The sequence below is a fragment of the Stenotrophomonas maltophilia complex sp. Om-AH-Sm3 genome (assembly GCF_059337855.1).
Window position 1 is genome coordinate 1 of record NZ_JBYBLQ010000030.1, and the last position, 14291, is coordinate 14291.

The following is a 14291-nucleotide window of genomic DNA, read 5'->3' on the forward strand; positions in this document are numbered from 1 at the left end:
CTCGACTAAACGGCGTCAAACGGGCATTTTTATGATGGTTCATCCGGGCTCTTTGGGGACTGGATAGGTGTGGTAACCACCATTTTCCAAAGATGCCCCGGATGAACAACCTACCGAGAGATCACAGCTAGGTGCCCGATTGCCGCGATAGTGTACTGCCCGGTGCACTTAATGAAGCGCGATTTAGGTCGTGCAACCACTCCAGAATCAAGCAGAGGCCCTAGCAGACCACAGCCATGGCGCTTGACCGTCTCCTATGCCATCTCAGGGCTGCGGGTCTGTAGGCCAAACGAACGGCGACGCGCGGCGCAGCCTGCCGGTGTCAACTCTTAACTTCCGGCCGCACTAAAAGTAGATGGACAGTTTCAGGACTCCCCAAGTAATGGAGAGTAGGATAGTCACCACTATCGCTTGAGGAAGGGAAGCCTGTGCGTATTGAGTCTGTTGTGATATCTGGATTCCGCTGCTTCGGAAAACAGCCTGCACTGATCTCTTTGTCACCAGAGATTTCAGCCGTCATTGGCCCAAACGCAGCTGGAAAGACTGCAATACTCCATGCACTTTCAAAATTGTTTGGCGTATCTAGAGCCCAGCGGACGGTGGATAGGTCGGACTTCCACCTGGGGCCGAACGAGCGCCCCGAATGCAGGGACGCCAAGGAACTATTCATCGATGTATTGGTGGCTTTGCCGGAATTGAGTCAGGGCACGGCCACAGCCGAGACCATTGCGCCTTCATTCCGGCATATGCTGATCGAACGGCCGGGCCAAGCCCCGGTTTGCAGAATTCGGCTGGAAGCTAAGTGGGAAGATGACGGAACTCTAGAGGGCGAGGTATCCCAGGAACTCTTTTGGGTAGACAGCCTTGCAGCCGCCCCAGAAGAGGAGAAGTGTCACCCGGTGTCGGCTGCGGATCGCGGCTTGATTCAGCTCTATTACACTCCCGCCAGCCGTGATGCAGCAAGCCAAGTCCGGGCCACTACGGGCGCGCTTGCTGCCCGCTTGTTACGTGCGATCGAATGGTCCTCCCAAACGACTGAGGCGGTTGAGGACGCATCCGAGAATCTCGCTTCTGCCTTTGAAGGTGAATCCGGTATCGCAGCGATTGGCAAGGCGTTGCAGGCTCGTTGGTCAGGACTCCATGACGATGTAGTCGATACAAGACCTCGCTTAAGCTTGGTAAGCCGTCGCTTTGAAGAGGTTGTTAACAAGATCGCCGTCATCTTCGAGCATGGGCCGGGCGGTCAAGAGCGGGGGCTTGACGCCCTAAGTGACGGGCAGCAGTCCCTGTTTTACTTTGCACTAGCCGCCGCAGTTTTCGATCTTGAGCGCGAGGTAGTCGCGGGCAAGGTCGACGGCTTCCATGATGACGCCTTGAGCATTCCGGCACTGACGCTATTCGCATTGGAAGAACCGGAAAATCACCTCTCGCCGTACTTCCTTGCCCGCATCATCCGGCAGGTACGCTCGCTGACCGGTGCAGGTGGATCTCAAGCGATCATCACGAGCCATTCGCCAGCGGTGCTGAGCAGAGTGACTCCGGAAGAGGTTCGCTATTGCCGTTTCGACCCAACTTTGCGCACCTCGTCTGTAAAGAGCATCAAGATGCCTGCAGGTGAGGATGAGACTGCAAAGTTCGTCCGTGGTGCGATCCTTGCCTATCCCGAGCTCTATTTCGCGCGCTTTGTTCTGTTGGTTGAGGGGGACTCCGAGCGGATCGTCCTTCCTCGGTTGGCCCAAGCGCTTGGCCTTTTGATCGACCCGGCGTTCGTGGCCATCGTTCCGCTCGGGGGGCGGCATGTGCAGCATTTCTGGCGGTTACTGACCGACTTAGGTATCCCGCACGCCACACTTCTTGACCTTGATCTTGGTCGGGATGGTGGGGGCTTTGGCAGAGTCAAAACGGCTATCGAACGGCTAATTGAGTTCGGAGCTAGCAAAGAGTCACTTCTAAAGATCGACACAGGGGTCATGCCAGATAGCGGACTTGCAGAAATGCATACCTGGGCGAGCACTGGTGACCATGCCAATCTTATGGCGTGGATCGATGGTAACTTGAAGCCGCATGGCGTCTATTTTTCCGCCCCGCTCGATCTTGACTTGGCCATGCTTGCGAGCTTTCCGGATGCATACAGCGCGACCATTCCTGCAGGCGGCGGCCCAAGACTGTCCGTAGACAAGGCGGCCGAAGTGGCTCTTGGAACTGCTGGACCTGGAATTGAGGCTTACACCCAGCCTTTCGCCCATTTCGCGGCGTTGCTGCCCGCTTATCGCTATCACTTTCTCACCCACAGCAAGCCGGCAACCCATCTTGCGGCACTGGCACACATCAAAGATGAGGACTTGGCAAGCAAGATGCCTTCTGTGTTGAGAGAGCTTCTTCAGCACATCTCCACCAGTTTGCGGCGGGACTGATCATGGCAGTGCTATCGCGACGCGTGAAGTCGGCCGACTGGCAACCCGTAGGTGTAGAGGCTCTAGAGACCAACGCGCTGGACGTTGTTCGCTCGGCGAACAATCGAAGCGTAATCGCTGGGCCGGGCGCAGGAAAGACGGAGCTGCTTGCTCAGCGCGCAGCCTATCTGCTTCAGACAGGGACCTCGCCATCCCCGCGGCGAATTCTTGCAATTAGCTTCAAACGCGATGCAGCGAGCAATCTGGCGGCGCGAGTGCGAAAGAGATGCCATCCGAGCCTAGCCGGAAGGCTCGACTCCATGACCTTTGACGCATTTGCCAAGAGCTTGATTGATCGATTCGGCCAGGCTCTGCCGGAGCGGTGGCGTCCTACACCGGACTACGAGATCAGCTTCCCCGGTGATCGGGACTACGGAGAGTTCTTGCATCGTCAGGTGGGACCACCTCCTGAGTCAGTCGGAACATATTCGGACGTTCAAGCCATTGGTGCTAAGACCTTCGAGCGCAGGCTTCTCGTTGGCTCTCCTCTTCCGCTCGAGGGCTGGCCGACTCCCACGGTGGGTCAATGGGTGGCAGACCGCTACTGGCAGAGATCGCTCCATGGGAGCAGCAAGAGCCACCTTTCATTTCCAATGATAGGGCGGCTGACCGAACTTTTGTTCCGCGTTAATCCACTCGCGTGCCAGGCGATACGACTGACCTACTCTCATGTATTCATGGACGAATTCCAAGACACGACCAACATCCAGTTCGATCTCGTACGACGTCTCTTTCTCGGAACAGACACAGTGATCACGGCTGTGGGGGACAACAAGCAGCAGATCATGCGTTGGGCGATGGCAATGGACGATCCATTCTCAGTGTTCGATGCCACCTTTGCTGCGCAGCGAACACCGCTATATAACAACTACCGATCTTCGCCGGAGCTTGTCCGCATCCAGCATGTCCTTGCACAAGCGCTGGACGCAGGCGCTGTCGCGCCAATCTCAAAAGCAGAAGGCACCATTTCCGGCGACAGCTGCGTGATATGGGATTTCCCCAGCCCCTTAATTGAGGCGGAGCGCTTGGCGACCACTGTCGCTAACGAGCTGGGCAACAGTTCCCTGTCACCACGTGACTTCGTACTTCTCGTCCGTCAGAAGGCAACCGATTACGCTGCATTTCTTCAGCCCGCATTCGCGGCGCTTGGGATCTCGCTGCGCAACGAAGCCGGGTACGTTGGTAAGGTCATGCTGCAGGAGCTCTTGGCAGAAGAGGCCTCCGAGCTGGTGGTCCAGATTCTCCGTCTGGCGATGACAAGACGGGCTGGTCGGTTCTGGACCGAATGCCAGGAAGCACTAGCTACTCTACGTGGCGTCGGACCAGATGAAGAGGTCGCCCACGCAGCGCTCGGGCGAGAGCTGGACTCCTTCGCACGTGGGCTGCAAGCGCGTAATCCCACGCCTCCGCGCTCCCATACTGAGGCACGATCAATTGTGGACGAGATCATCAATTTCGTTGGCTCTGATCGACTAATCGCATTTCACCCAGCCTACGGGCAGGGTGGATGGCTTGAAAAGGTACTAGATGGTGCAGCCACGCATCTGCACGGGTCTTCATTGAACGGCGTGGCATGGCCCGAGGCTTTGGATGCTTACGAAGGGCTGCAGGCTGTTCCGTTGATGACCATCCACAAGAGCAAAGGGCTCGAGTATCACACCGTGATATTTGTCGGTCTCGATGATGGTGCCTGGTGGAGTTATTCAAACGACGAGTTCGAGGCCACCGCTGGTTTCTTCGTGGCTTTCACACGAGCTAAGCAGCGTGTGGCTTTCACCTACTGTTCGAACCGTGGCGGACGAACGAAGATTGCCGCGCTCTACGAGCTGCTTAACACGGCTGGCGTCCAAACGTTCCAAATTAGTTAGAAACGGGCGTATGCGCGGCGGCGTGCCGCCGCACTTGAGGGTGTTTCTTCAACAGCCGATTCGTGCTTCCGAGGTCGTTCTTTGGCCAACATCAGGTCGCCGGACTTCCGTCTATTACACACCCTGTGAATTGCCATCCGGGCAATGGCCATTGGGCGCCACGCGAATCAAGGTGACGCTCGGCGTCCAGCCGCGGCTACGGCGCCGAAGCGGCTAGAGGTAACAGCTTGGCGGTTGCGCTGGCTGGCCATGTCGCTGGCAGGGAGCGCGCCCCCTACCGAGGCCTGGGTCGTATTGCCGCCCAAGCCCGAACGGATTTCCAGGCAGCAGTTATTCATGATCAGCTGGCAGCCGAAATGGCGAGCGTGAGACCATCTGCTGGCGCCAAGCTTTCACCCAACTGGGGTTAGACGAGCTTGGCGCCGAAAGGTCAACGACCAACGAAAAGGGAACGCTGGCCCGGCGGGAGCAGCTGATCGCTGAACCGGATCTGCGCTGCGGCCCGTCGGGTCGAGTCCTGTTCACTCTTAGCCACAATCACACGCTCTTCGATCAGGCGCTCGATGGCTGAGCGATAGATGTCCGCGCTGGCGGGCGAGCTATTGCAGGTTTTCGTAAAAAGTTCACCAAAGCTCACGCCGTCAGTGTGAGCATAGACGTAGCGGGGAATCTGTTCCAAAAGGGCGCTGACGCTTGAGTTTCGGGCAACGTCATCGAATTCGAATGCCAACGCTCCCTGCCCGCTGCCGCTGGAGTCAAATTTGGGGTCATATCCGGTCATGCCTGCGCCGAACATGTCGATGCCCGCGCCGCCGTAGTGAATGAAGTAGTTGTTGTTCTTCCAATGGACCTGCGTCATTACGTCCCGCGCCCGATGATGCTGGGACATGTGGATCAGCCAGTAGTCTCCGAACCCCTGCCGGTTTCGGATGAAGAAGGGCGTGTAATATTCTGCGCCGCAACGGTCCACCAGCCCGCGATAGAGGCTGCCCTGGATGAAGAGTCTCCAATCGCGTTCCGACGACTTGATTTCTTCAAATGTACGCCCCTGCAGCGCGTCGGGAATGCCGATCTGCGCGAGTAGGCTGTGTGTCAGGCCCGTATCGCTGGCGAAATTGATAAAGGAATCCACGCCGAACGTCAAAATCACTTCAGCCCTCGGAAGGGTATGCAGGATTCGCTTGATTACGTGCACGGGCACATCACGGTACGCGTACTGGTCCAGCAGGAAGATAGAGCGCCCGTTGCGGGGGCTCTTGGACTGGATGAACTTGATGACCTCATCCATGTTGTCGAGGAAGCTGCTGTTCCGCAGGAATATCTTGCTATCGAACAGCGCGTCGTAGCCCCTGTCCGTGAGGGTTTGCTTCAAATACCTGGCCGTCTGCGGATTCTTCTCGATGAAGAAATAGCTCACGTCCAGATTGACGGGCTTCCTGCGCTCCCGATTTAACGAGAATGTCGCCTCTTGAACCGCCTGGAGCATGATAAGCGGCGATCCTGGGTGGATTTCATTAGTTGCGCTATCTCGGTACTCCCCGCCGCCGGCGAACCCGTCTACGAGAGTCAGCCGGAACTCGTCCTGATTGGGAGAGCTTACGAGCGTCTGAAAGTAGGCCGCCAGGTAGGTCTGCAGCACCCGGTGCTTGGCCACACTATGCGGCTCAATGAGGCTGGGTCCATTGCTGTAATCGTAGTGCTTCCTTGACATGAACCCCTCGCGGCGGCTGGGTAATGGATTCCCGGAGTTTAAGCCATCGCCGAGAGCTCCGGCATTCCATCCCATGTGCGGCCATCCAGGAGCCGCCCATTTGCCTTCTTCGACCGTCGCTTGCCGTCTGCGCCCCAGCCACCCCACTGTTTGAAGAAGAATTCGACGCCGGCATCCTCACACTGGCGCTTGATATCAGCGACCCATTCCAGCTTCATTGGGCGCGCCTTGGGACCGGATTCGCCGCCGACAATGACCCAGTGGATGCCGGTCAGATCGATTTCCCCCAGGTCTTGCAGCAACGGCTCCACAGAAAGAAATCGGACCGAGGCATCGACTTGGCGAAGTGCATCGATGCGAGGCAAGCCATGCCGGCGATCCTCAACCGATACGCCGACCCATGAATTCTTCGGTGGTGTCCGCTTGCTGAAGAAGGTCGCGAGCCGGTCGCCGCGCTTGGTCAGTACTTGGAACGTATGCTGCGGGCAACGCCCGATGATATCGAAGACTTCCTCGATGTAGGTGTCAGGAATCTGTTTGTGAAACAGATCGGACATGGAGTTGACGAAGTACACCGTTGGCTTCTTTCTCCGCAACGGTTCCTCAAGTCGATTGCGCAGCACGGTCAGCTTGAAACCATTCTCGTATCCGGGCGTGCCCATGGCCTGCAGTCTCTTAGCCATGGTTTCGGCGTAGCAATGCTTGCAGCCCTGCGAAATCTTCGTGCATCCGACCGTGGGGTTCCAGGTCGCTTCGGTCCACTCAATTTTACTGGTCTGAGACATGTCGGCCCTCCTAGCGGGCTTCTACCTTTCTTCCGTTGGAGCTGGTGCGTCGCTCGGTGATTGCGCGGTTGCTCCCTCGCGGCTTCTTCTTCTGAATCTCCACGCTTTCCAGCACCTGGCGGAAATCCAGTCCGTTGTCGGCCATGTTGCCCATCAATGCTGCGATCAGAGCTAGGTGGTCAGGAACGGCGCCATTGGCGGCGTAGTTGGTGATCGATCGACGGTTCATCTTCAAAAGCTCGGCGAACGCCGTCAGCGTCAGACCGGTTCGTGCCAGCAGCTTTCTGAATTCCGTGTATTCCATCCATGGAGTGTACATATTTTTATGTCATATCGCCATAAAACTCTGTGTGTGACATTAATTTATGTCCCTGCCACGGCTTGGCCGCATTGTGCTCGCGGGGCGTCTCATGCTTCGAGTCTCAGAGCGTCGCGAGCCTTGGATGCCAACGTGATCGCGAGCGCGAGTTGCGGCGGGCGTTAGTATGGGCGCGAGCCCACGGAGTCGTCACCGATGCCAGCAATTCGAAGCGAAAGCCCTCAGTGGCCGCTGGAAACGCCGACGCCTGCCGAGGTCGAAGAAATGCGACAGCGTGGCCTTCAACCGGGCGCGGTCGGCTACGACGAAGGCGGAAATCTCGTCCGTCGTCAGCCTGACGGCACGCTAAAAGTCTTGGTTTCAGCAGAGCCCTGATCGGCGAAGATCCGATCGCGGTAGACGCTTCTTCTACCCGCCGAACCGTACATTGCGGACTCCGACTGGTATCTGCCGGGGAGAGTGATCGCGCGCCTGACGCGCTCACCATTTTCGAATCCGACGATCTCGCACCCGCTTCATTAGGACAATGGGATCGGGGTACAGCTCCGCGTATCCATTGGCATCGCTAGGGCGGCCAGCCGGGTCAGCCGAAAACTGGGCGCGCGCCGCCAACCCTTCGATCGTCTTCCACTCGACCTCGTAGGCGTCCCGGGTATATGGAACTCGCCGCCTAACGCGTTCCAGCAGCTCATAAAGCTGGGGAACGCACGCTGCAGCCCAGGGCGTCCGAAGCAGAGCTGGAAGTGCCCTGAAAGCGTCCTGGCTGCATTCCAGGTGCTTATAGTTGTCACCCTCCAGCTCAGCCCAGCGAACGTCGCCGACCAGGCCAAACAGCCCCCACAGATCCCCGCGATGGAGCAGCGTTTGCGAGTCGTGGGAGATCGTTACGCCATCCTGGTGCGGGAGCCTCCAACAGTGCCCATCCAAGAGTCCAGGCTGCCTGAAATTGGCAGTCAGGGCAGTGAGGCGTGAGCGCGTCAGTGGCTCGTTGGACAGCAGTTGAAAGAGGGCCAAATCGAATACCCAGGCAGTACCCGGTAGCACTCTTTCCATTGCCTGGGCCGAGGAACGAGTAGGTAAGGTGGTCCCCGCGCGCCACTTGCCCCCGAGCTTGGAAGCCGAGCGGTTTCGCTGGATGCAGATGCGTTCGAATTGAGCCCATTCCAGGCCGCTTAGCCATAGCGCGTGATCGAGCCATAGCCTTCCCCGCAAAGCTCGCCATGGCGTTTTCCGCTCCGGCTGTTGCCCGCTCCATTCCCGAAGAAGATCGTCCAGGGTCTTTCGCATGGGTCAAGTTTAAGGCGTTTTTTGCGGGCCAAGTTGACCCGCCGCGAGCCAACGATTTCAGCCGATACTCGAACCCACACGGTACAGAGTGACCTGGCATGCAAATGGAATCTCCCGACACCACGACCCTCCGCGAACTCCAGCTCACGGCGCAATTCGGCGGACTCCTCAGCACGTCTGATATTGCGCAGCTCCTGCGCTATCGCACGCCGCAGGCTGTGCGCAAGGCGCGGATCAGGGGCGCCCTGACCATCCCAATGCAGCAGCTCCCCGGTCGTCGGGGGCTGTATGCGACCGCCAGAGCGGTCGCCGTCTACCTCGAAGACCTCGCTTCCAACACCACTTCGGCTCCCCAGGAGGCCCCTATCGACGTACCCGTCAACCAGTAGTACCGAAAACCAGTAGGGCAGAAAGCACAAAGCCTAGGACCCTGGCAGGGGAACTAGGCTTCTTGTGGCAAGCAGTTTGAGAGCTGCGTAGCCATAGTGCCCCCCTCCCCAACCCATTGTCAACATGCCCGCAGGGCGTGAACGGGAGGGGCTTGCCCGGACCCTAGCAATGCCGTGGCCGCGGAGGGCGCTGCTCGCCCCCGGCCCGGCACTTCCGGACCAATTCTATGACTCAGCACTACCTTCGGAGCGCGGCCTACCGCGATTTCTCCATCCACTCGATCTACGGCATGTCGGACGATGAGATCCATGCCATGTTCGCCCGCCTGCGCTGGGGCAGTGATTCCCACCAGGTATGCCCAGCCTGCGGTGCGTGGGCCCAGCACTACCGGCGGCCCGCGCGCCAGCAATGGCGATGCAAGGCGTGCGGCCGTGATTTCTCGGTAACGTCGGCCACCGCCTTTTCCAGCAGGAAGAAGTCCCTGCGCAGCATTCTCCTGGCGACCTTCTATTACGCCACAGGGGTGAAGGGGTTGGCAGGCCTTGGATTGAGCCGGATGGGCGACTACTCAAACAAGGCCGCGCACGTCACCCTCGGAAAACTGCGAGAGGCGATCTTCCGGACCCAGGACTTCACACCGCTCACCGGCGTCGTTGAAATCGATGGCGGCTACTTCGGTGGAAAGCCTCGAAAGCCAAATCGTCGTGGACGCCGAAACGACCAAGCTATTGTTGATCGGATCGCCGGACGCCCGACCAAACGCCCATGGCATGCCAGCGGCATGACACGGACGAACTGGGAGAAGCGGAAGAACAAGCGCGTTGTGATGATCTTCCGGCAGAAAGGGCGACTGGGACAAGGGGCTGTGCGCAGCATTGCCGCCGTTGCCAGATCGGAGAACGACAAGGATGCCGCGAAGCTGATCGCGCGTTACGTCAGCCCCGAAGCAATCATCATGACCGACGAAAGTCCCGCCTACGCGACCGTTTCAGCGACACACACCCACTACGCCGTCAGGCATAGCCAAGAGTACGTTTCGGTCGAGGGTGTCAACGAGAACCAGGCCGAGTCGTTCTTCAGCCGGCTCAGACGCTGGGAGTATGGGGTTTCGCACGGTGTGCGGCCGGCTTACCTGGCTGACTATGCGAACGAAATGGCGTGGCGCGAGGACGTCCGTAGGTTCTCGATCAGAACACAGGTCGAAATGCTTCTGGTAAAGGCCCTCACCGTGGGGCATTCGCGGTGGTGGCGCGGCTACTACCAAGGGAAACGGCGCGGGACTGAGATCCTAATGAATCAGGGCATCCCGCCGTCATGGGCGTCGGGCGCGAGTGCCCAGTAACCCTCTACGTTAGTGCTCGGGCTGTTCCGCCGGATGACCCGTCCGGCGGAACAGTGAGCCTGCAGGCATTTGCGTACCCGCAGCCTGAGTTCCGCATACTGCACATTTCCGTCCACCGCCTTGCCCTGTGAGCCAACGAACAGCAGGACCTCAGTCGTAGACCGCCATTCACCCGCCGCCTTTCTCAGGCAGGCCAGGACGTTTCGGCTGATATGGCCGCGCTGTAGCAGAGGACCCTCACTCGACATTCGTACCGGTCGGATAACCTCCGGCGGCACGCAGATGTCGTGAAGGCCGAGAATGCGGTCCAGTGCTTCAAGATCCCTGCGCGTCGCCTCGACGCTGCTGTCCAGATCGGCCGCACGCTGACGAGCAGCGTCGGCCCTTCTCTGGATCTGGGCAATGTGGCCAGCGAGGCGGGCGCGCTTTTCGACAAGCCATTTCAGTGACGATGGGGTCCGGGTTTCCATGACCCCACGCTAGCACCGACAACTACCTGATTTCCTTGGGCAAGTGCGCCATCATGGCGCACAACAACAAAAAGGGCGGCCCGCAGGCCGCCCTTCGCACACCCGATCGAGCCCGCCTTATCAGCGCGGCGACGCCACCGCACGATTGCCCGAGGCGCCCTTGCCCTTGCGCTTGTCCTGCTGCGCCGGGCTGGCGCCCTCGGCCATCAGGTTGTCGCTGCCGAAGTCGGTGTCCACGTCCAGCCAGCGCTGCGCCGGCAGGCCGAGCGCGGAGTCGAGCACGGTCGGCAGCAGGCCGCTGGGCAGGCTGCTTTCGCCATTCCACATGATGGCGATGCCCAGATCGCGTTCCGGCACCAGCGCGACCAGGCCGCGATAGCCCTGCACGGCACCGGCATGGAACACCACGTCGTGGCCGGCGTAGTCGAAGGTGCGCCAGCCCAGGGCGTAGCCGGCCGAGTGCAGGCGCTCGCGGCGCCAGCCAGAACGCATCTCGCCGGGGGTGCTGATCAGGCTCGAATGCAGGGTGGCCAGCAGCGGTGCCGGCAGCACGTCGGGGCGGTGGCCGGTGTGGGCGAGCAGCCACTGCGCCATGTCGCTGGCGCTGGCATTGACGCCGGCCGCCGGGGCGACCCGGTAGTAGGTCGGCTTCGGCGTCAGCGAGACCCAGCCGTTGCGGCTGCGCACATGCGGACGCGCCCAGCGCGAGCTGGCCTGGATGCCGGCCAGGCCGAGGCTGGCATCGTTCATGCCCAGCGGCTTGAAGATGCGGCGCTCGACCGACTGCTCGTAGAAGCTGCCGGAGGCCGCGTAGACGACATCGCCGATCAGGCTGAAGGCTACGTTCTGGTAGGCATAGCAGTCGCCCGGCAGGCACTTCAGGCTGGTGTTGGCCAGTTTCTGGGTCAGCGCGTAGTACTCGGCGTTGCCTTCGATGTCGCGGTCGTAGGCGTTGTAGGGCAGGCCGACGCGATGGCTGAGCACGTCGGCCACGGTCAGGCGATCAGTGGCTTCCGGCGAGTTCAGGCGGAAGCCCGGCACGTAGTCGGTGACCTTGCTGTCCCAGCGCAGCGTGCCGTCGTTGACCAGCAGGCCGGCCATGGTGCCGGCGAAGGCCTTGGACAGCGAGGCCAGGCGGAACACGGTGTGCGCATCGACCGGCAGCGGATTGTTGACGTCGGTGACGCCATAGCCGCGCGCGCTGAGGATACGGCCGCCCTGCACGATCGCCACGGCCATGCCCGGCACGCGTTCGCCATAGGTGAGCTGCTGCGCCATCGATTCGATGTTGGCGACGTTGAAGCCGGGCGCCGGGGCCTGCACGCGCGGCACCAGGCCGGTGCGGTAGGCCGCCGGCTGGGTGTGGGCGACAGTGGGACCCGCAGCGGATTCGATGTTGGTCGGCATCGGCGGCAATGCCGGCGGTGTCTGCGCGGTGGTGGACAAGGCAACGGGCATCAGCATGCCCAGCAAACCGGTGGCCGCCGAACGGATCGGGCGACGCAGGCTGTTCTTTTTCATCGGTTGGACCCGTGCGCGACTGCTGATGGCGATTCTAGCGCCGCTTTTCCCTTGTGCACAAACAAAGCGAAGATGAATGCGCATCTCGTTGAAAAATTTGGAATTTGAGGCGCTGGAAGCATGTATCGGAACGTGTCATCCCGGGCTGATCAGCGGAGCTGATCCGCCCGCAGGAAGGCGCGTCGCGCTGGCGATGTTGCGGTGCATTGGCTAACGTACGCGTTTCATCGCCCCGGAGCCTGCCATGCCGCTGTCCAACCGCCGTCTTCAGGCGAGGGACACCGCGTGAGTGCGGTACGGGGGAAGGGGCCGCTGCAAGGCCTGACGGCGGCACTGCGCGAGTCGCCGGCGCTGTGGTGGTCGTTCCTGTACTTCTTCTGCCTGCTCAGCGGCTACTACGTGCTGCGCCCGGTGCGTGAGGCCATGGCCGCCTCGGCAGACCTGGAAACGGTGTTCCCGCCCGTGCTGATCGCCTGGTTCGCCAACCACGGCGTCGCGTTGAAGGACTTCGTGCTGCAGTTCCTGTTCTCCTGCGTGTTCGTGATCATGCTGGTGCTGCAGCCGGTGTACGGCTGGCTGGTCAGCCGCTTCCCACGACGGGTGTTCCTGCCGGCGGTGTATGGCTTCTTCATCGTGACCCTGCTGGGCTTCTACATGATGTTCGACAGCGGCGTGCCGGGCCGCGGCATGGCCTTCTTCTTCTGGATCACCGTTTTCAACCTGTTCGCGGTGGCGGTGTTCTGGAGCTTCATGGCCGATGTGTTCTCCAATGTGCAGGCCCGGGCCTTCTATGGATACATTGGCGCGGCGGGCACCGTCGGTGCCTTCCTCGGCCCGTTGATCACCAGTGCGCTGGTGCAGCGCGTGGGCATCGCCAACCTCATGCTGGTCTCGGCGGGATTCCTGGTCGTGTGCCTGTTGTGCATCTGGCGGCTGCGGCACTGGGCGGTGCTGCGCGAACGCGAGCAGCAGCTGGTGTCCGGCGAGCAGCCGATGGGCGGCAGCGTGCTGGACGGCCTGAAATTGATCGTGCGCGAGCCGCTGCTGCGCTGGCTGGCGGTGATGGTGGTGTTCGGGGTGGGCGTCGGCACGCTGCTGTACAACCAGCAGGCCAGCATCGTGCGCGCGGCCTTCACCGACCCGGCGGCCAGTACCGCGTTCTTCTCGCGCATCGACCTGGCGGTGAATGCGCTGGCGCTGTTGATGCAGCTGGGCCTGACCCGTTGGTTGCTGTCGCGCCACGGCATCGCGCCGGCACTGCTGATTCCCGGTTTCGCGATCCTGATCGGCTTTTCGGTGCTGGCGGCCTCGCCGATGCCGCTGATGGTCGCGGTAGTGCAGGTGATGACCCGGGCCAGCGAATTCGCACTGGCCAAGCCGGCGCGCGAGACAATCTACACGCGCGTGGACCGGCAGTGGCGCTACAAGGCCGGCGCAGCGATCGACACCGTGGTCTACCGCGGTGCGGACCTGAGCTTTGCCTGGGTGCACAAGGGCCTGTCATTGTTCGGCTCGCACGTAGTGTTCATCGGCGGCATGCTGGTGGCCGCGTGCATGACCGCAGCCGCGTTCGGTGTACTGCGCGAAGAAAAGAAACTGCCGCGCGACCGATGATTTCCCGGGCTCCGAGCCCCATCCCTGTCCAAGGAACCGCCCATGTACTGGATCGCACTCGCCCTGACCTTGCTGGTCGCACTGCTGCACGTCTATTTCCTGGCGCTTGAGATGTTCCTGTGGACCCGCCCGCTGGGTCTGAAGACGTTCCGCAACACGCCGGAGAAGGCGGCGACCACGCGCGTGCTGGCGGCCAACCAGGGCTTGTACAACGGCTTCCTGGCAGCAGGCATCGTGGTGGGGCTGGTGATCGGGCAGCCGGTGCTGGTGACGTTCTCGCTGGCCTGCGTGGTGGTGGCGGGGTGCTATGGGGCGTACAGCGTGAGCCGCCGGATCTTCATTATCCAGGCGGTGCCTGCGATCCTGGCGTTGGTGTTTCGCGCGGTAGCGTAGTTTCCAGCCAACGGCGCAGCCCCTCGTGGGGTGGTCGCGTAGAGCTTGTCATGGGGGTGGCCGGGCGGGTTGGGTTCGCGGGGGACGCCGCAAGTACGTCCGTGTAGGCTTGGCCGCGGCATCCATGCCGCGGACACC

11 protein-coding genes and 1 pseudogene are annotated in these 14291 nt (G+C 60.8%); 7 read left to right on the plus strand and 5 right to left on the minus strand.

All coding sequences use genetic code 11. The features are described 5' to 3' along the window. Positions 1-428: 428 nt before the first annotated feature. Both AC10QF_RS19865 and AC10QF_RS19870 read left to right on the plus strand, forming a co-directional pair. On the plus strand, positions 429-2414 hold the full coding sequence (locus AC10QF_RS19865) for an ATP-dependent nuclease (RefSeq protein ID WP_494542732.1): 1986 nt from the start codon (positions 429-431) through the stop codon (positions 2412-2414). 2 nt (positions 2415-2416) lie between these two features. After that, entirely contained in the window at positions 2417-4321 is a 1905-nt protein-coding gene (locus AC10QF_RS19870) for a UvrD-helicase domain-containing protein (protein ID WP_481442631.1), read from the plus strand. Between the two features lie 91 nt (positions 4322-4412). On the opposite strand, the pseudogene AC10QF_RS19875 reads toward AC10QF_RS19870, so the two are convergent. The 4 genes and pseudogenes from AC10QF_RS19875 to AC10QF_RS19890 all read right to left on the minus strand — a co-directional run. Further along, positions 4413-4677: pseudogene (locus tag AC10QF_RS19875) on the minus strand (hypothetical protein); the annotation flags it as partial. Positions 4678-4751: 74 nt separating this feature from the next. Continuing rightward, positions 4752-6107: a three-Cys-motif partner protein TcmP gene (locus tag AC10QF_RS19880; protein ID WP_202908101.1), complete on the minus strand. Its 1356-nt coding sequence runs from the start codon at positions 6105-6107 to the stop codon at positions 4752-4754. Beyond that, the gene (locus AC10QF_RS19885; RefSeq protein WP_494542733.1) at positions 6071-6817 is read right to left on the minus strand and encodes a DUF5131 family protein; all 747 of its coding nucleotides are present in this window, start codon (positions 6815-6817) and stop codon (positions 6071-6073) included. The genes AC10QF_RS19880 and AC10QF_RS19885 overlap by 37 nt, the downstream gene beginning before the upstream one ends. Positions 6818-6827: 10 nt before the next feature. Next, a complete protein-coding gene (locus AC10QF_RS19890) occupies positions 6828-7121 on the minus strand; it encodes a DNA-binding protein (RefSeq protein WP_095575134.1) in 294 nt (97 codons plus the stop codon). 1406 nt (positions 7122-8527) lie between these two features. Between AC10QF_RS19890 and AC10QF_RS19895 the strand changes: the two genes are divergently transcribed. The 3 genes from AC10QF_RS19895 to AC10QF_RS19905 all read left to right on the plus strand — a co-directional run bounded on the left by AC10QF_RS19895 (position 8528) and on the right by AC10QF_RS19905 (position 10604). After that, a complete protein-coding gene (locus AC10QF_RS19895) occupies positions 8528-8812 on the plus strand; it encodes a hypothetical protein (protein WP_478433302.1) in 285 nt (94 codons plus the stop codon). Between the two features lie 227 nt (positions 8813-9039). Then, positions 9040-10155 (plus strand): IS1595 family transposase, encoded by a 1116-nt coding sequence (locus AC10QF_RS19900; RefSeq protein ID WP_494542734.1) that lies wholly within the window; start codon positions 9040-9042, stop codon positions 10153-10155. A 287-nt stretch (positions 10156-10442) separates the two neighbouring features. Beyond that, the gene (locus AC10QF_RS19905; protein WP_494542735.1) at positions 10443-10604 is read left to right on the plus strand and encodes a hypothetical protein; all 162 of its coding nucleotides are present in this window, start codon (positions 10443-10445) and stop codon (positions 10602-10604) included. A 141-nt stretch (positions 10605-10745) separates the two neighbouring features. On the opposite strand, the gene AC10QF_RS19910 is transcribed toward AC10QF_RS19905, so the two are convergent. Beyond that, positions 10746-12146, minus strand: a complete 1401-nt coding sequence (locus tag AC10QF_RS19910; protein ID WP_005418422.1) for a serine hydrolase domain-containing protein — start codon at positions 12144-12146, stop codon at positions 10746-10748. A gap of 285 nt (positions 12147-12431) precedes the next feature. Between AC10QF_RS19910 and AC10QF_RS19915 the strand changes: the two genes are divergently transcribed. Continuing rightward, the gene (locus AC10QF_RS19915; RefSeq protein WP_005418421.1) at positions 12432-13760 is read left to right on the plus strand and encodes an NTP/NDP exchange transporter; all 1329 of its coding nucleotides are present in this window, start codon (positions 12432-12434) and stop codon (positions 13758-13760) included. Between the two features lie 42 nt (positions 13761-13802). Next, on the plus strand, positions 13803-14153 hold the full coding sequence (locus tag AC10QF_RS19920) for a DUF1304 domain-containing protein (RefSeq protein ID WP_494542736.1): 351 nt from the start codon (positions 13803-13805) through the stop codon (positions 14151-14153). Positions 14154-14291 lie beyond the last annotated feature (138 nt).